This is a genomic window from Xenorhabdus kozodoii (assembly GCF_002632875.1).
Lineage (GTDB): Bacteria > Pseudomonadota > Gammaproteobacteria > Enterobacterales > Enterobacteriaceae > Xenorhabdus > Xenorhabdus kozodoii.
Window position 1 is genome coordinate 147,567 of sequence record NZ_NJCX01000005.1, and the last position, 16,949, is coordinate 164,515.

General features: G+C 45.6%; 13 protein-coding genes. 5 read left to right on the forward strand and 8 right to left on the reverse strand.

Features of this window, described 5'->3' with window-relative positions; all coding sequences use genetic code 11:
* The first annotated feature begins 70 nt into the window (after positions 1 to 70).
* On the forward strand, positions 71 to 442 hold the full coding sequence (locus tag Xkoz_RS04845; RefSeq protein ID WP_099141073.1) for a type II toxin-antitoxin system HigB family toxin: 372 nt from the start codon (positions 71 to 73) through the stop codon (positions 440 to 442).
* Between the two features lie 3 nt (positions 443 to 445).
* Entirely contained in the window at positions 446 to 919 is a 474-nt protein-coding gene (locus Xkoz_RS22555) for a helix-turn-helix domain-containing protein (RefSeq protein WP_244183392.1), read from the forward strand.
* 127 nt (positions 920 to 1,046) lie between these two features.
* Here Xkoz_RS22555 and speB read toward each other — a convergent pair whose 3' ends face one another.
* Both speB and speA read right to left on the reverse strand, forming a co-directional pair.
* Entirely contained in the window at positions 1,047 to 1,973 is a 927-nt protein-coding gene (gene speB / locus Xkoz_RS04855; protein WP_099141074.1) for an agmatinase, read from the reverse strand.
* A gap of 135 nt (positions 1,974 to 2,108) precedes the next feature.
* Complete coding sequence (gene speA / locus Xkoz_RS04860; protein ID WP_099141076.1) at positions 2,109 to 4,013, reverse strand: biosynthetic arginine decarboxylase; 1,905 nt, start codon at positions 4,011 to 4,013, stop codon at positions 2,109 to 2,111.
* 691 nt (positions 4,014 to 4,704) lie between these two features.
* On the opposite strand from speA, the gene metK reads away from it, so the two are divergent.
* Together metK and Xkoz_RS04870 are read left to right on the forward strand one after the other, a co-directional pair.
* Positions 4,705 to 5,859, forward strand: a complete 1,155-nt coding sequence (gene metK, locus Xkoz_RS04865; RefSeq protein ID WP_099141078.1) for a methionine adenosyltransferase — start codon at positions 4,705 to 4,707, stop codon at positions 5,857 to 5,859.
* Positions 5,860 to 5,918: 59 nt separating this feature from the next.
* Entirely contained in the window at positions 5,919 to 6,428 is a 510-nt protein-coding gene (locus Xkoz_RS04870; RefSeq protein WP_099141080.1) for a SprT family zinc-dependent metalloprotease, read from the forward strand.
* Positions 6,429 to 6,437: 9 nt separating this feature from the next.
* Here Xkoz_RS04870 and Xkoz_RS04875 read toward each other — a convergent pair whose 3' ends face one another.
* Complete coding sequence (locus Xkoz_RS04875) at positions 6,438 to 6,785, reverse strand: DUF6694 family lipoprotein (RefSeq protein WP_099141082.1); 348 nt, start codon at positions 6,783 to 6,785, stop codon at positions 6,438 to 6,440.
* 514 nt (positions 6,786 to 7,299) lie between these two features.
* Here Xkoz_RS04875 and Xkoz_RS04880 point away from each other — a divergent pair.
* Complete coding sequence (locus tag Xkoz_RS04880; protein ID WP_099141084.1) at positions 7,300 to 8,784, forward strand: aldehyde dehydrogenase family protein; 1,485 nt, start codon at positions 7,300 to 7,302, stop codon at positions 8,782 to 8,784.
* Positions 8,785 to 8,853: 69 nt separating this feature from the next.
* Here Xkoz_RS04880 and Xkoz_RS04885 read toward each other — a convergent pair whose 3' ends face one another.
* The 5 genes from Xkoz_RS04885 to relA all read right to left on the reverse strand — a co-directional run bounded on the left by Xkoz_RS04885 (position 8,854) and on the right by relA (position 16,942).
* Positions 8,854 to 10,239: an SLC13 family permease gene (locus tag Xkoz_RS04885; RefSeq protein ID WP_099141086.1), complete on the reverse strand. Its 1,386-nt coding sequence runs from the start codon at positions 10,237 to 10,239 to the stop codon at positions 8,854 to 8,856.
* Positions 10,240 to 10,590: 351 nt separating this feature from the next.
* A complete protein-coding gene (gene eno, locus Xkoz_RS04890; RefSeq protein ID WP_099141088.1) occupies positions 10,591 to 11,892 on the reverse strand; it encodes a phosphopyruvate hydratase in 1,302 nt (433 codons plus the stop codon).
* Positions 11,893 to 12,005: 113 nt separating this feature from the next.
* The gene (gene pyrG, locus Xkoz_RS04895; protein ID WP_099141090.1) at positions 12,006 to 13,643 is read right to left on the reverse strand and encodes a glutamine hydrolyzing CTP synthase; all 1,638 of its coding nucleotides are present in this window, start codon (positions 13,641 to 13,643) and stop codon (positions 12,006 to 12,008) included.
* Between the two features lie 253 nt (positions 13,644 to 13,896).
* On the reverse strand, positions 13,897 to 14,688 hold the full coding sequence (mazG, locus tag Xkoz_RS04900; protein ID WP_099141092.1) for a nucleoside triphosphate pyrophosphohydrolase: 792 nt from the start codon (positions 14,686 to 14,688) through the stop codon (positions 13,897 to 13,899).
* Between the two features lie 16 nt (positions 14,689 to 14,704).
* A complete protein-coding gene (relA, locus tag Xkoz_RS04905; RefSeq protein ID WP_099141094.1) occupies positions 14,705 to 16,942 on the reverse strand; it encodes a GTP diphosphokinase in 2,238 nt (745 codons plus the stop codon).
* Positions 16,943 to 16,949 lie beyond the last annotated feature (7 nt).

A 16,949-nucleotide genomic window follows, 5' to 3' on the forward strand; every position in this document is an offset into this window, starting at 1 on the left:
TGAAAAAAAGAACCCTAAATTTTTTCAAACATTGCAAATATCGCTAATTGCGATATTATAAGGGAGTGATATGCGTGTTATCACGGCAAAAGCCATCACTGAAGCGATGCAAAAACATGCCCAATGGAAAATTGGGCTAAAACTCTGGTTGGATGTTTTTGATAAAGCATCTTTACGATTTGAATCTTATGCCCAAATCCGTGAGTTATGGCTTAAAACATCGACATGGAATGTTGATCGTGTACCCCACGAATTATTAGAGACAGGAAGCAAAAAAGGGCCTTTAGATATTTATATATTTGATATACATAGAAATAAATGCCGCATTATCACATGGCTTAATCCCAAATCAGGCACTTTTTACATTAAAAATGTTTATACCCATACTGAATATGATAGTTGGTGGCGTAAGCAGACTAAATCAAAGCGATCAAAAAGGTGAAGCATGAGAAAAACATCACTCGTTACTTATGAAGGGATTGATGGACTCATCGAAATTTTACCCCAAATGATGCAGTCAATCTCTGAGCAACTTAGCCCTCTGGCACTGTTGTTCTCAGCGTGTATTGAACCTATAGAAAATGATAACGATCTCACTGCCCGAATGGCGCTGATTGATGAGTTATATTCATATGCTGAAGATACCGAACATGCTGCAGCAAAGTTCGCTGATCTTATCACCGATCGTGTCTATGAATATGAAGCAAAAAATCGCCAAATGCCTAATGTGACGCCACGTGAAGCGTTGAGTTACTTTATGAAAGAACGAGGCGTTAGGCAGATTGATCTACGTGATATTGCAACTCAAAGTGTGATATCAGAGATACTGCATGGAAAACGTTCGATGAACATTGGACAAGTAAAAGGCTTTGCCAAATTTTTCAACGTTCCTGTTGAAACCTTTATGGGTTCAGACTGATCAACATTACGCTGACCCCCTCGTAAATGAAACGAGGGGGTCAGCGTGGACACATGCAAACTCACTTAAAGGATAAAGACCCACCTTTAGGTGAGCCTTTAAGACGACAATTGACAAGATTAATGCATTAAAGATCTTTCTTCGAGGCCTGTAAATAGAGCAACTCCAGCCCAATCGTTGCTGCCGCTAATGCTGTAATTTCGGATTGGTCATAAGCCGGAGCCACTTCCACCACATCCATTCCGACAATATTTAGCGGCTGCAAACCACGCACTATTTTCAATGCGCGATCTGACGTCAATCCACCAATGACCGGCGTTCCCGTCCCGGGTGCAAATGCCGGATCGAGGCAATCAATATCGAATGTCAGATAAATCGGCAAGTCACCCACCACGGTTTTAATCTGCTCAACAAGATCATCAACACCCCGATCGTTAACCTGACCCGCATCCAGTACGGTAAAACCATTATCACTATCGTGCTCGGTGCGGATACCAATTTGCACTGAATGATGAGGATCTATCAGCCCTTCATTCGGTGCATGGTAAAACATCGTCCCATGATCAAATTGACTGCCATTGGGATAAGTGTCTGTATGGGCATCAAAATGGATCAGTGCCATTTTGCCAAAGTGTTTCGCGTGGGCGCGCAGCAATGGCAACGTCACAAAGTGATCACCGCCAAATGACAGCATGCGCTTACCCGATGCCAGCACCTTTTCGGCATGTGCCTGCAACTTATCACTCATATCCTGAGCATCACCAAAGCTAAACACCAGATCCCCGCAATCCACCACATTCAGGCGCTTGCGTAAGCTAAAGTTCCACGGCCAACGACAGCTTTCCCACGCCAGGTTCGTTGATACCTGACGAATAGCGGCAGGCCCGTGGCGACTGCCCGCACGCCCCGATGTTGCCATATCAAAAGGAACGCCGGTAATCACCCATTCCGCATCGCTGGAATAGGGTTGAAAGTTCAACGGAAAACGCAGGAAACCGAAGGCATTTGAAACCAAAGAATGATCAATCTGGTTCCCTAAGGAGCTAATACTCATGCTATATCCTCAAAAATCCCATGCCGGCTGATTACTCATATCCAATATCACAATATTCAATAATTGGCAGTAACGAGTAACATGGAGTCTTATTTACACTAAAAAATTAATCTTCCAAACAATGGCTAATCAAGATTAATCATCTTCCAGATAGGTGTAACCATACAGGCCACTTTCAAACTCTTGCAGGAATTGTTCCTGCAAATTTTCATCCAGATCCGTCGATTTCACCTGATCACAGAAGCGGGTCAATAGTACCTGCGGGTCCAGCTTGACATATTGAAGCATATTGGCGACAGAATCCCCTTCCTCGCTCTGCTGATAAGTCACTGTGCCATCTTCTGAAACATAAACATCAATAGCCGCCGTATCACCAAACAAGTTATGCATGTTACCCAGAATTTCCTGATAGGCCCCAACCATAAAGAAACCAATCAACGGCGGATTTTCTGGATCATAAGCAGGCATTGGCATCGTTGTTGCCACCCCATCACCATCAACATAGTGATCAATCGTACCGTCAGAATCACAGGTGATATCCAATAAAACGACCCGGCGATCCAGTGGCTTATCCAGGCCTTCAATTGGCAAGACAGGGAAAAGTTGATCAATCCCCCATGCATCTGGCATCGACTGGAACAACGAGAAATTCACATAGAATTTATCCGCCATGCGTTCCTGTAATTCATCAATGATCGGACGGTGGGCACGGTTGCTTGGGTCAAGATTTTGCTGAATATGGCGACAGATATTTAAATACAGTTCTTCCGCCCATGCCCGTTCTGACAGTGCCAACATACCATGCGCGTACTGGGTATGAACCTCATGCAGATCAAATTGGCTGTCATGCAACCATTCACGCAGGGAACGGCGGTTACCGTCAGATTGCATTTCCTGCCATGTATCCCACAAACTGGTCAGAGGGCGAGTCGCCTCTTCTGCGGGTGGCGTTGTTTCAGTGAATTCATTATGTTCTAGCCCAATCACATTGGAGATCAAAACCGTATGATGGGCTGTCAATGCACGACCCGACTCCGTAATCACCGTCGGATGGGGCAAGCCATGCTCTTCACACGCATCACCAATACCCCAAATAACGTTATTCGCGTATTCATTCAAACCATAGTTAACCGAGCATTCTGACTGGGAACGAGTGCCTTCATAATCGACGCCTAAACCACCTCCAACATCAAAGCACTGGATATTGACACCCAGTTTGGACAGCTCGACATAAAAGCGGGCAGATTCACGCACCCCGGTTGCCACATCACGGATATTTGATAATTGGGAGCCCAAATGAAAATGCAGCAACTGCAAGCTATCCAACCGCCCTGCTGAACGCAGTTTTTCAACCAATTGCAATACCTGCGCGGCGGCTAAACCAAACTTGGATTTTTCCCCGCCACTGGCCTGCCATTTACCCGAACCTTGAGACGCCAAACGCGCCCGAACCCCTAAACGTGGAATAACATTAAGGCGCTTGGCTTCTTCTAGTACCATCTCAATTTCGGACAACTTCTCAATAACCAGATACACCTTGTGTCCCAGCTTTTCACCGATCAGTGCCAGACGAATGTATTCACGATCCTTATAACCATTACAAACAATCACAGTACCTGTCATGCCTGCATGAGCCAATACTGCCATTAATTCTGCTTTGGAGCCTGCCTCCAATCCAATAGGTTCATCCGCGTTTGCCAACGTCTCAATGACACGGCGATGCTGGTTGACCTTAATCGGATAAACAAGGAAATAATCCCCTTTATATCCGTAGGATTCACGTGCGCGTTTAAACGCTGCATTAATCGAACGCAAGCGGTGTTGCAAGATCTGGGGAAAACAAAACAATGCCGGCAAACGCAATTGCTCTTTTTCTTCCTGAACTTTCTTCACCAGCGCGGCAAGTTCAATTTGAGCTATCGGTAAATCAGGGTTTGGACAAACACTGACATTACCCAGATCATTGACATAGTAATAGCTGCCGCCCCAGTATGCGATGTTATAGGTCTGTCGCATTTTGCAAGCGATATTATCATTCATGGCAGTCTCCTTCATGGAGTCGAGGTTCGCCTTCACCTGTAAGGTCAATAACCCAAGACACTATTTTATCGTGCGTATCTTGCGCATTAAAAAATGTCAGGGAACAGCATGCTCTCAGATTATAGGAACGTTTAGAGAGTACTAAACAATATATTTACTGTGACTATATGATGACGCCAACTCAATATTATCTGCTGCTTATATACTGCAAATAACCATACTGCGAGTAACTACGCTGCGAGTAACATCGAAATGACTGCATATTTAAAAGAAAGGAGCAAGATGTGGATACATCAATGGCATAATGTGGCTGTTGGCCGTTAACAATCAGCAGATAATGGTTCATAACCCCATTCACCTCCACATGGCTTACTACCGCAAGCCGTTTCTCAATTGAGAAGCAGGACACGCACTCATCTCCTGCAAACGCCTGTAACCTCAAGTGCAAAAAATGACTGATGTTACGCGCGCAGTTTATACCTGTAATCCGGCAAAATTGCAAAACGAAATTTAACGAAATTTATCTAAATGAAGTTGAACAATTGTCATACTTTTTAGGTAGGGAAACTAAAATGTTACACCATAAAAACCAAAAAAACTGGTAACCTTAGTCAGAGTCACTTAAAATAGCCGTCTAGACGGTAAAACATCCACCCTTCATCTAAGATTATATTTAAGGTAACAAAATATAATGACTACACATCTTTTCACTTCTGAATCTGTTTCAGAAGGACATCCAGACAAAATTGCCGATCAGATCTCCGATGCCGTCCTTGATGCAATTTTAGAACAAGATCCTAAAGCTCGCGTGGCCTGCGAAACTTACGTTAAAACAGGCATGGTCATGGTTGGTGGCGAAATCACTACCAGCGCGTGGGTTGATATTGAAGAAATTACCCGCCGTACCGTACGCGAAATCGGTTATACCAGTTCAGATATGGGGTTTGATGCTAATTCATGCGCAGTTATCAGTGCAATTGGTAAACAATCCCCTGATATTAACCAGGGGGTTGACCGTACTGATCCGCTGGAGCAGGGCGCAGGCGATCAGGGTTTGATGTTTGGTTATGCAACCAACGAAACTAACGTTCTCATGCCAGCACCAATCACTTATGCGCACCGTTTAGTTGAGCGTCAGGCTGAAGTGCGTAAAAACGGCACCCTGCCCTGGTTGCGCCCTGATGCAAAAAGCCAGGTGACCTTCCAGTATGAGAACGGTAAAATCGTTGGTATTGATGCCATTGTCCTTTCAACCCAGCACGCCGAAGACATCGAACAAAAAACACTGCATGAAGCCGTGATGGAAGAGATCATCAAACCGGTATTGCCTGGCGAATGGCTGACTCCGATGACCAAATATTTCATCAACCCAACAGGACGTTTTGTGATCGGTGGTCCAATGGGTGATTGTGGACTGACGGGTCGTAAGATCATTGTTGATACCTATGGTGGCATGGCCCGTCACGGTGGTGGCGCATTTTCGGGTAAAGATCCCTCTAAAGTTGACCGCTCGGCAGCCTATGCTGCGCGTTACGTTGCCAAAAACATCGTGGCGGCAGGTCTGGCTGATCGTTGTGAAATTCAGGTTTCTTACGCTATTGGTGTTGCAGAGCCAACATCAATCATGGTGGAAACATTTGGTACAGAGAAAGTGCCAACTTCCACATTGATTCAATTAGTGCGTGAATTCTTTGATCTGCGCCCTTACGGCCTGATTAAGATGCTGAATCTGTTACACCCCATTTATCGCGATACCGCGGCCTATGGCCATTTTGGTCGTGAACAATTCCCGTGGGAAGCGACAGATAAAGCGGAAGTTCTGCGCGCAGCGGCTGGCTTGAAATGATTCGTTACTAATCCAGAAGCCCGCAAATATTGCGGGTTTTTTATGACTAAACAACCGTAATGAAATTCGTTAGCGTCCCTCTCCCGCTGCAACAAGCTGTTATGCACACCATGCAGCGGAGATTAACTCAGGCGAGTAATTTTCTACAGCAAAGGTTCCCTGAACCTCATATAACCTATCAGCAGCGGGGAACCATTGCGGGTAGCGCCCGACTACAAGATTGGGAAATTCGCCTGAACCCTGTTTTATTAATCGAAAATCAACAGGCATTCATTGATCAAGTTATCCCACATGAACTGGCACATCTGCTGGCTTATCATCAATTTGGGAAAGTTGCTCCACACGGAAAAGAGTGGCGCTTTATCATGGAAATGATATTTGAAGTCCCTGCCAACCGAACACACCAGTTTTCTGTGAACTCTGTACGCAGTAAAATATTTATTTATTATTGTGGTTGTCAGCAACATGAGCTGACAATAAGGCAACACAATAAAGTTCTCAGAGGGAAAAATTGCTATGTTTGCCGCCAATGTGGTGAAAAACTAACTCTGTCAGGGCGAACTAAATGAGACATATTTTCATTTTTTGTGCATGCTGGCTGCTTTTATTTTCTCTGCTTCTTCAATAACCTGATCGGCTGTTTTCCCATTGAGGGATTGAAAAAATTTCTGTTCCAACTTTTGTATATCGGTATGTTTGATATTTCCATTCTTGTTATTCTTAAACAGATCATCAAAGTTGATACTATTGATCATGACAACATTCAATGCGTCATCAAATTGTAATTTTTTCTCTTCTGGCAAAGTGTCCCTAATTTTTTCAATGGATGTTTTTACAGCAATTTCATTTATCCCATCAATTTTGAGTTGATTATCGCATCCAACCAATGCAAATCCCAGCAAACAAATTGTTAACAATTTTTTCATGATCAACCCCATCCATTACCGCTAGGGTAATAATAGCAGAATGAAAACATATATACCCGTCGCCTTTCAAAATGCGTCTAATATCTTCCCACTGCGCGGGGAAATATTAACACTCACATGGTTTTCAAGCTGTAACTTGAAGTTGGATTGGTATATAAAATCCAAATTACAATAAACCTTACTGGTAAATTAATAACATAAGACCATTATATAGGGTTAAGCCATTTCAATTAAACCATCCAAATAGCATCATAAAAAATACAGAAAAATATCACTCGAAAAAACAAGAAACATAACATAACGTTATTGCTTTCAGAACAGATATCCCATTATGAAATAATCCCTGGGCAGCAAACCTTTTTCTATATCGTTCATTTAACTATTAAGGTTTATATTTAATGATATAGATCTTTTATATTTCAATTCAATTTTGATAAAAATTAAGACTTAGTCTGATCATAACTTAGGAGTATATGTCCTAACATACCCAAAACCAAAGTACCCGGAGAATATAATGAAAAAGCTAAATGATATTGCAAAAGAACTGTTACCTTGTAAATCCTATAAGATGCTGATTAATGGTAAGTGGGTTGATAGTGTTTCAAAAAATACCCTGCAAAGTTATAACCCGGCAACAGGTGAACTGCTGACAGAATATGCGGCAGGCAATGCCGAAGACGTTAAACTTGCTGTCAACGCTGCCCAAAAAGCCCTGCCAGCATGGAGCAAAACATCTGCGGCTGAAAGGCAATCTCTCTTACTGAAAATCGCCGATTTGCTGGAAGCAGAAGCTGAGCGTTTCATCGTCCTTGAAACATTAGATGGTGGCAAGACCCAAGCCTTATGTCGTCATTTCGATGTTCCTTTCTCTGTTGATCATTTCCGTTATTTTGCCGGTGTCATCCGTTCTCATTCCGATTCTGCTGATGTTATCGATAGTGATACGCTGAGCTTAGTGATCAGGGAGCCAATTGGCGTTGTCGGGCAGATTATTCCCTGGAACTTCCCGCTATTGATGGCTGCCTGGAAACTCGCTCCTGCCCTTGCTGCCGGTAACACTATTGTTATCAACCCAGCAAGCCTGACCCCAATAACTTTGCTTGAATTGGGGCGTGTCATGAATCAAGTTCTGCCCGCGGGCGTTGTCAATATTGTTACAGGGCGTGGTTCAGTTGTCGGCCAAGCGATCCTCGATCATGACGGCATTGACAAGGTAGCCTTTACCGGTTCAACAGAAGTCGGCTATAACGTAGCGAAAGCGGCAGCGAAAAGACTCATCCCAGCAACCCTGGAATTGGGAGGCAAATCAGCCAACATCGTCTTCCCCGATGCCAATATGAAAAAGGCCGTCAAACATGCCGCCAATGCAATTTTGTTGAATCAAGGACAAGCCTGTGAATCGGGTGCGCGCCTGTTCCTGCATAAAGATATTTACGCTGAGTTTCTCGACTCACTGAAAACCGTGTTTGAATCCATCAAAGTGGGTGACCCCATGCTGGCAGAAACAGAAATGGGTAGCCAAGTCAGCGAAGAACAGATGAAGACCATTTTAGGTTATATCGACCTTGCAAAACAGGAAGGTGCCACCATTCTGACAGGCGGAAAACGCCTAACAGGGGCGGGCTATGATGATGGCTTCTTTATCCAGCCGACGATCCTGACGGGGGTCACCAATAAAATGCGGGTTGCCCAGGAGGAAATTTTCGGGCCTGTATTATGTGTCATTCCATTTAGTAACGAAGAGGAGGTCATCGAAATGGCCAATGATTCCGAATATGGGCTGGCAGGCGCCGTATGGACGCAGGATATTAACCGTGCGCTGCACATCGCCAAGGCGATAAAAACCGGCCGTATGTGGATCAATACCTATCACGAATTACCCGCCCATGCGCCTTTCGGTGGCTATAAGAAGTCAGGACTTGGACGTGAAACCCACAAGATGATGCTGGATGCTTACTCAGAAGTGAAAAATATCTATATCAGCACTAAAGAAGATTAAAGTCATCGCCACCTGCAAGGGTGGCGATTTTGATCATGCTTGATTGACTCGTTGATAAACCAGAATAAGTTACAGCCAGAAAAGCCAGGCAATTGCTGAAATAATGACAATACATACCAGGTTCAGCACGATACCTACCCTGACCATTTCGGTTTGCTTGATGTAGCCAGTACCATAAACAATCGCGTTAGGTGGTGTTGCTACCGGCAACATAAATGCACAGGATGCGCCAATACCAATTATCATGGTCAACACAATCACCGGCATTCCCAGCGCTTCTGCAACCGTGGCAAAAATAGGCACAAGTAGTGCTGCGCTCGCCGTGTTACTGGTGAATTCTGTCAGGAAGATAATAAACGTTGCAATCGCAATGATGATCACAAACCAAGGGCTTGTGCCGAATGTTGTGGCCATACCATTCGCCATAACCTCACTGGCACCAGAGCTTTTCAGGACGGCACTCAATGTCAAGCCACCCCCGAAGAGCATCAATACGCCCCATTCCGTGTTATTTTGGATCTGTGACCATGTTGATACACCGGTGATACCAATCAGGATGGCTGCGCTCACCGCAATAATCGTGTCCAGATCTTTGACACCACCCAGTGCATCACTAATCACGGAACTGAAAATCCAGCACACCACGGTTAGCAGGAAAATCCCCATGGTAACAACACGTTTCCCATTCCATTCTAGCCGCTCCAATTCCAGATCAAATTGATGATCCAGATTCGGGCGCAACATCAGGTACATCACCCCAACCATGACAGGCATAAGAATAATGACCATGGGGACGCCGTATTTCATCCATGTAAAGAAATCCATACCCAATTGTGCGGCAGCGATGGCATTGGGTGGACTGCCAACTAACGTCCCCAGCCCACCGATACTGGCGCTATAGGCAACCCCCAGCAGCACAAATACAAAGGTATTACGTTCAGTACGGACATCCAGGTTAGCCAGAATACCGAGGATCAGGGGTAGCATCATGGCAGCCGTTGCCGTATTGCTGATCCACATAGAAAGCACGGCGGTAATGCCAAATATTAGCAATACCGCCACGGATAAACGCCCACGAGCAATCATCAATAAACGGTTAGCTATCAATCTGTCCAAGCCTTGGATATGTAGCGCGGTTGCCAGTGCAAAGCCACCGAAGAACAAAAAGATTATCGGATTTGCAAAAGATTTCAGCGCATCACCGGTATTCATCAATCCCATTCCGACTGCCAGAATCGGAATACACAGGGCGGTGATGGTAACGTGAATGGCTTCCGTTAACCACAAAACACCCACAAACGCCATTAACGCCAAACCTGCATTTGCTTTTTCCCCATAAGGCAAAAACTTAAGCAATGCCACCAATAAGATAATATCCAGCGCGAGAATAATTAGGCCTCTTTTATTTGAGAGTGTAGGCCCAATCGCTGGGGTTAAAGATTCAGAAGCGTCCATGAAGACTCCATAAAACAATGAAACACAATACTGTAATGTAAAAAGAATAATTGATGAATCATTGCCACAAATGTTAAAGAATTACATTACATGTGAAATAATAAGGAGTATCAGCAAGGAATAAAATACGAGTTGTATAATTTTGAGATCTGTTACGCGGGATTTGTTTAATTACTGAATGATTGTTTAAAAAACAAACTAAATTTCGGTTGTCATATCACATTTTCATCCTTCAACAGGATGAATAACCGCCATAGAAAATAACATTTTCTTTCACTGAAAAGGCGAAAGAGAAGACTCCCTTTCGCCAAAACATAAGAAATGTTTACTTTTTAGGAGAAAAACCGGCAATTATGCCTGGCCTTTCACTTCTTTCAGGCCGTTGAAAGGAGCGCGATTACCCAACGCTTCTTCAATACGGATTAGCTGGTTATATTTAGCAACACGGTCGGAACGGCTCATAGAACCCGTTTTGATTTGACCCGCAGCAGTACCCACAGCCAAATCAGCAATAGTGGCATCTTCAGTTTCACCAGAACGGTGAGAGATCACCGCGGTGTAACCGGCATCTTTTGCCATCTTGATTGCCGCCAGCGTTTCAGTCAATGAACCGATCTGGTTGAACTTGATCAGGATGGAGTTTGCGATACCTTTTTCGATACCTTCTTTCAGGATCTTGGTGTTAGTGACGAACAGATCGTCACCCACCAACTGGATTTTGTCACCCAGCACTTTAGTCTGGTAAGCAAAACCGTCCCAATCAGATTCGTTCAGGCCATCTTCGATGGAAACGATTGGGTACTGTTTGGTCAACTCTTCCAAGTAGTGGGTGAATTCCTGAGAGGTGAAAGTCTTGCCTTCGCCTTTCAGTTCATAATTGCCAGTTTCTTCGTTATAGAATTCGGAAGCTGCACAGTCCATCGCCAGCGTGATGTCTTTACCCAGAACGTAACCCGCTTTTTCAACCGCTTCTTTGATTGCTGCCAATGCGGCTGCGTTGGATTCCAGGTTTGGCGCATAACCACCTTCATCACCTACCGCCGTGTTCATCCCTTTGGATTTCAGCACTTTTGCCAGATTGTGGAAGACTTCGGAACCCATGCGCACCGCTTCTTTTAGTGAACTTGCACCAATCGGCTGGATCATGAACTCTTGGATATCGACGTTGTTGTCTGCGTGTTCACCACCATTGATGATGTTCATCATTGGCAGGGGCATAGAGAACTTACCTGGCGTACCGTTCAACTCAGCGATGTGCTCATACAGAGGCATACCTTTTGCTGCGGCCGCGGCTTTGGCGTTCGCGAGAGAAACAGCCAGAATCGCGTTAGCACCGAAGTTAGATTTGTTTTCAGTACCATCCAGCTCGATCATAATCTTGTCGATGTTAGCCTGGTCTTTCGCATCCTGGCCAACCAAAGCCTGTGCAATCGGGCCACTGACCGCAGAGACTGCTTTCAATACACCTTTACCCATAAAGCGAGACTTGTCGCCATCACGCAGTTCCAGCGCTTCGCGAGAACCCGTTGATGCACCTGATGGCGCCGCAGCCAGACCGACAAAGCCCCCTTCCAAGTGTACTTCTGCTTCTACAGTTGGGTTACCACGGGAGTCGATGATTTCACGGCCAAGTACTTTAACGATTTTGGACATTAGGTTTTCCTCAGTACAAGTTAAATTCCGGGCAACGGATTGAAATTAAAAGCCATTATCTTAAAAATCCTCTTAGAAATAATGTGCTTAACATCAATCCATTGCCCCATATCTTATTTCAACTGGCCTTTCTGATATTTGCCTGCGGCTTCAACAAAGCCAGCAAATAACGGATGACCATCGCGAGGCGTTGAAGTGAATTCCGGGTGGAACTGACACGCCACGAACCACGGATGCGCAGGGTTCTCGATGATTTCCACCAGTTTGTTGTCGATTGAACGGCCAGCAACACGCAGACCCGCATCTTCAATACGTTTCAACAGTAAATTGTTCACTTCATAACGGTGACGATGACGTTCAACGATGTCATTCTGGCCATAAAGTTCACGTACCAGACTGTTTTCAGTCAGATGGCATACTTGGCCACCGACACGCATCGTCCCGCCGAGATCGCTCTCTTCGCTACGTACTTCCAGGTTGCCGTTCTCATCACGCCACTCGGCGATTAGCGCAACAACCGGCAACTTACATTCAGGATCGAACTCGGTGGAGTTGGCCTCTGCCATACCCGCCACATTGCGAGCGAATTCAATCAAGGCCACCTGCATACCCAGACAAATACCCAGGTATGGGATCTTATTTTCACGGGCATAACGTGCGGTCAAAATCTTGCCTTCGATACCACGGCCACCAAAGCCACCAGGTACGAGAATCGCATCCAGACCTTTCAATACGTCAACACCGCGAGTTTCAACATCCTGTGAATCGATCAATTTGATGTTAACCATCAGGCGATTTTTCAACCCGCCATGTTTCAGTGCTTCAATCACTGATTTATATGCATCAGGCAGTTCAACGTACTTGCCTACCATCCCAATGGTCACTTCACCCGATGGGTTGGCTTCTTCATAAATGACCTGTTCCCATTCAGACAGATTCGCTTCTGGGCATTCGAGGCTGAATCGTTTACAAATATAATCATCTAAGCCCTGAGATTTCAAGAGGCCTGGAATTTTATAAATGGAATCAACATCTTTTAAAGAGATAACCGCTTTCTCTGGCACGTTACAGAAAAGCGCAATTTTTGCACGCTCATTGGCAGGAATGATGCGATCTGAACGGCAAATCAATACGTCCGGCTGGATACCAATGGACAGTAATTCTTTTACGGAATGCTGGGTTGGCTTGGTTTTCACTTCCCCTGCTGCGGCCATATAAGGCACCAGAGTCAGGTGCATGAACAGCGTGTTTTCACGGCCAACTTCCACCGCCATCTGACGAATGGCTTCAAGGAATGGCAGGGATTCGATATCACCGACTGTACCGCCAATTTCCACCAACACAACATCATGACCTTCGGCACCCCGGATGATGCGGTCTTTGATTTCATTGGTGATGTGAGGAATAACCTGAATGGTTGCACCCAAATAATCGCCGCGGCGTTCTTTGCGCAGCACTTCAGAATAAACACGCCCGGTTGTGAAATTATTGCGGCGTGTCATTTTGGTTCGGATGAAACGTTCATAATGACCTAAATCGAGATCAGTTTCAGCGCCATCTTCGGTAACGAAAACTTCCCCGTGTTGGGTTGGGCTCATTGTGCCTGGATCGACGTTGATATACGGGTCCAGTTTCATAATGGTGACATTGAGTCCACGGGCTTCGAGTATAGCCGCCAAAGAGGCTGCGGCAATGCCTTTACCCAGAGAGGATACGACCCCGCCGGTCACAAAAATATAATTAGTTTTCATGCTGAACCTGAAAGTTTAGGTTTAAAAGGATGATGAATATAACAGGACGGGAAAGCAGTATACCCTAACCTTAATTTCGCTACAAACCATCTAAACAGGGTAAGGTGCCACATAATCAGTCACACCCTGGGAAAAACACACTATTTTCTTTTTAAATTCATTAAGTTATTAGTGTGATTTTTTTTCACCCGACTCAAGTTATTCAGCCACCCAGCGATCCCTTTTTTGCTATTTCCACCCTTTTTCGTGATTGTTACACCTTCTGATTTTTCACTTGCTGCCACATCGCTTCCATTTCAGCTAATGTAGCAGCTTCCAGAGACAAGCCTTTGTCGAGGATCAGTTTTTCGACATTGCGGAAACGGTTTTCGAATTTCTGGCAGGCTTTTTGTAGTGCGATCTCTGGCTTATGCCCCAAATGGCGGGACAAATTAACCACCGAAAAGAGTAAATCCCCCAATTCTTCTTCCAGTCGATCTTCATCAATCACCACCTGCTTCACTTCGTCCATAACTTCATCAATTTCTTCATAGACTTTGTCCAGCACAGGGCCAAGCGTATCCCAATCAAAACCGACCGAAGCGCAGCGTTTCTGGATTTTATACGCCTTCATCAAGGCCGGTAAACTGGCGGGAATATCATCCAGTACCGAATGCTGGTCTTTCTCCGCCCGTTCTGCACCCTTACGCTGTTCCCAACTGCCTATCGCCTCTTCGCCGCTGATCCCTGATTGTGGGTTAAAGACATGGGGGTGGCGACGCTCCAGTTTGTCACACACCGCCTCACAAATAGCGTCAAAATCGAACTGTTGCTGTTCTTGAGCCATCTGGGCATAAAACACGATATGAAACAGCAGATCACCCAATTCTTCTTTCAGTGCATTGCTATCATTGCGCTCAATCGCATCAAGCACTTCATAGGTTTCTTCCAACGTATAAGGGGCAATCGTCGCGGAAGTTTGTACTTTGTCCCAAGGGCAACCATTCTGGGGATGGCGCAACTGCGCCATGATCCCCTTCAATCGTTCAATCGAGGTCGGTTTCATCGTATCCCTGTCTTATTTAATGACCATGCAAGCGTCTGGCTTCAATCACATCAGACAACTGATTGAGCTTCGCCAATACCCGTCCAAGCACTTGCAAATTATAAATCTCAATATTCATATCAATGGCCGCAAGCTGTTGCTTAACATCACTGCGACTGCTGACACCCAATACATTGACTTTCTCATTGGCGAGAATGGTCGTGATATCACGCAATAATCCACTGCGATCATTGGCAACAACACGTACTACCAGTGAATAGCCACTGGAATAGCTCTCTCCCCACACCGCATCGACTATCCGCTCCGGCGAACTGGCTTCGAGTTCCTCGAACTGAACACAATCAGCACGGTGAATGGAGATCCCCCGACCACGTGTAATAAAACCCACAATCTCATCACCAGGAATGGGCTGACAGCAGCGGGCGAGGTGATGCATTAAGTTGCCGACTCCTTCAACCACAACCCGGCCATTATCTTTGCTGATATTGCGTGGTGTATAGGTTTTGTTTTCCAGATTGCGAAGCGCTTCGCGATCCTCTTCTTCTGCCGTCGTTTTATTGAATTTGCTTTGCAAGAAATTCACTAACTGGTGAATTCGGATATCACCGACGCCAATGCCCGCCAGCACTTCTTCTAACGTGTGGACGTTATAACGGGCAATCAACGCCTTCTCAGCTTCCTTGACCGTGATCCCCAAATGCGCCAGTTCATTGTCCAGCATCTGGCGACCCGCAATGATGTTTTTGTCACGATCTTGCTTGCGGAACCAGTTGTGGATTTTCGCGCGCCCACGGCTGGTCGTCACATAGCCAAGGTTAGGGTTTAACCAGTCACGGCTTGGATTAGGCTGTTTCTGGGTAATGATTTCAATCTGATCACCCATCTGAAGCTGGTAGCTGAAGGGGACGATGCGCCCGCCAATTTTTGCCCCAATGCAGCGATGGCCGACATCACTGTGAATATGATAGGCAAAATCCAACGGTGTAGAGCCAATGGGCAAATCAATCACATCCCCTTTGGGCGTAAAGACATAGACGCGATCATCAAACACCTGACTGCGCACTTCATCCAGCATTTCACCGCTATCCGCCATCTCCTCCTGCCATGCGATCAATTTCCGCAGCCAGGCAATACGGTTTTCATAACTGCCGGATTTAACACCACCAATCGCAGCGCCTTCCTTGTATTTCCAGTGTGCCGCGACGCCAAGTTCTGAATCATCATGCATCTGGCGGGTACGGATCTGGATCTCAAGCGTTTTACCGCTTGGTCCCAGGACAACGGTATGAATGGATTGATAGCCATTCGGTTTCGGGTTGGCAACGTAATCGTCGAATTCATCGGGCAAATGACGATAGTGAGTATGCACTATCCCCAACGCGGCATAGCAATCCTGCAACCGCTCGACCACAATCCGCACCGCCCGCACATCAAATAATTCATCAAAAGAGAGGGATTTTTTCTGCATTTTGCGCCAAATGCTGTAAATATGTTTCGGGCGCCCATAGATTTCAGCGCTGATCCCTTCTTTTAGCATGTATTTACGCAACGTTGTCACGAATTTTTCGATATATTGTTCACGATCAATTCGGCGCTCATGCAACAAGTTGGCAATTTTCTTATATTCATCGGGATGCAGATAACGGAAACAAAAATCTTCCAGCTCCCATTTTAGCTGTCCAATGCCCAGCCGATTGGCAAGGGGGGCATAGATATTGGAACACTCTTTCGCCGCCAGCACGCGTTCATCTTCACTGGCATCTTTCACTTCCCGTAAGTGAGCAATGCGTTCTGCCAGTTTGATAATCACACAACGAAAATCTTCCACCATCGCCAGTAGCATCCGGCGAACATTATCAACCTGTACCGAACAAGTCGCATCGGTATGGGTGGCTTTCAGTTGGCGAATGGCATCCATTTCCAAAACACCCTGCACCAGATTCGTGATGGCCTTGCCAAAGGTTTCCGTCACTGTTTCGCTATCGAGTAGCCTGGCATTAAGGAGGGGAAAAAGTAGCGCAGCACGCATACTGTCATTATCCATGCTCAATGTGGACAGGAGCTCCACCATCTCCACACCGCGCCATAGCAACCGTTCTGCATTGGGGTGCCCCTGGACTTTTTCGTGACAATATCGCCAGGTTTCGGCCAATTTTTCACTGGATTGTGGGTGAGTTATATTTAAACTCGCTATCCACTTATTGACCGCAAATTCACCTGCCGGTGTAAGATGCGCACTTCTTACCGCAACCATAATTTCT

What these genes read in the sequence shown, in the direction of transcription:
- Xkoz_RS04845 (WP_099141073.1), top strand. Translation starts at nt 71, where the DNA reads ATGCGTGTTATCACGGCAAAAGCCATCACTGAAGCGATGCAAAAACAT.
- Xkoz_RS22555 (WP_244183392.1), top strand. Translation starts at nt 446, where the DNA reads ATGAGAAAAACATCACTCGTTACTTATGAAGGGATTGATGGACTCATC.
- speB (WP_099141074.1), bottom strand. Translation starts at nt 1,973, where the DNA reads ATGAGTATTAGCTCCTTAGGGAACCAGATTGATCATTCTTTGGTTTCA.
- speA (WP_099141076.1), bottom strand. Translation starts at nt 4,013, where the DNA reads ATGAATGATAATATCGCTTGCAAAATGCGACAGACCTATAACATCGCA.
- metK (WP_099141078.1), top strand. Translation starts at nt 4,705, where the DNA reads ATGACTACACATCTTTTCACTTCTGAATCTGTTTCAGAAGGACATCCA.
- Xkoz_RS04870 (WP_099141080.1), top strand. Translation starts at nt 5,919, where the DNA reads ATGAAATTCGTTAGCGTCCCTCTCCCGCTGCAACAAGCTGTTATGCAC.
- Xkoz_RS04875 (WP_099141082.1), bottom strand. Translation starts at nt 6,785, where the DNA reads ATGAAAAAATTGTTAACAATTTGTTTGCTGGGATTTGCATTGGTTGGA.
- Xkoz_RS04880 (WP_099141084.1), top strand. Translation starts at nt 7,300, where the DNA reads ATGAAAAAGCTAAATGATATTGCAAAAGAACTGTTACCTTGTAAATCC.
- Xkoz_RS04885 (WP_099141086.1), bottom strand. Translation starts at nt 10,239, where the DNA reads ATGGACGCTTCTGAATCTTTAACCCCAGCGATTGGGCCTACACTCTCA.
- eno (WP_099141088.1), bottom strand. Translation starts at nt 11,892, where the DNA reads ATGTCCAAAATCGTTAAAGTACTTGGCCGTGAAATCATCGACTCCCGT.
- pyrG (WP_099141090.1), bottom strand. Translation starts at nt 13,643, where the DNA reads ATGAAAACTAATTATATTTTTGTGACCGGCGGGGTCGTATCCTCTCTG.
- mazG (WP_099141092.1), bottom strand. Translation starts at nt 14,688, where the DNA reads ATGAAACCGACCTCGATTGAACGATTGAAGGGGATCATGGCGCAGTTG.
- relA (WP_099141094.1), bottom strand. Translation starts at nt 16,942, where the DNA reads ATGGTTGCGGTAAGAAGTGCGCATCTTACACCGGCAGGTGAATTTGCG.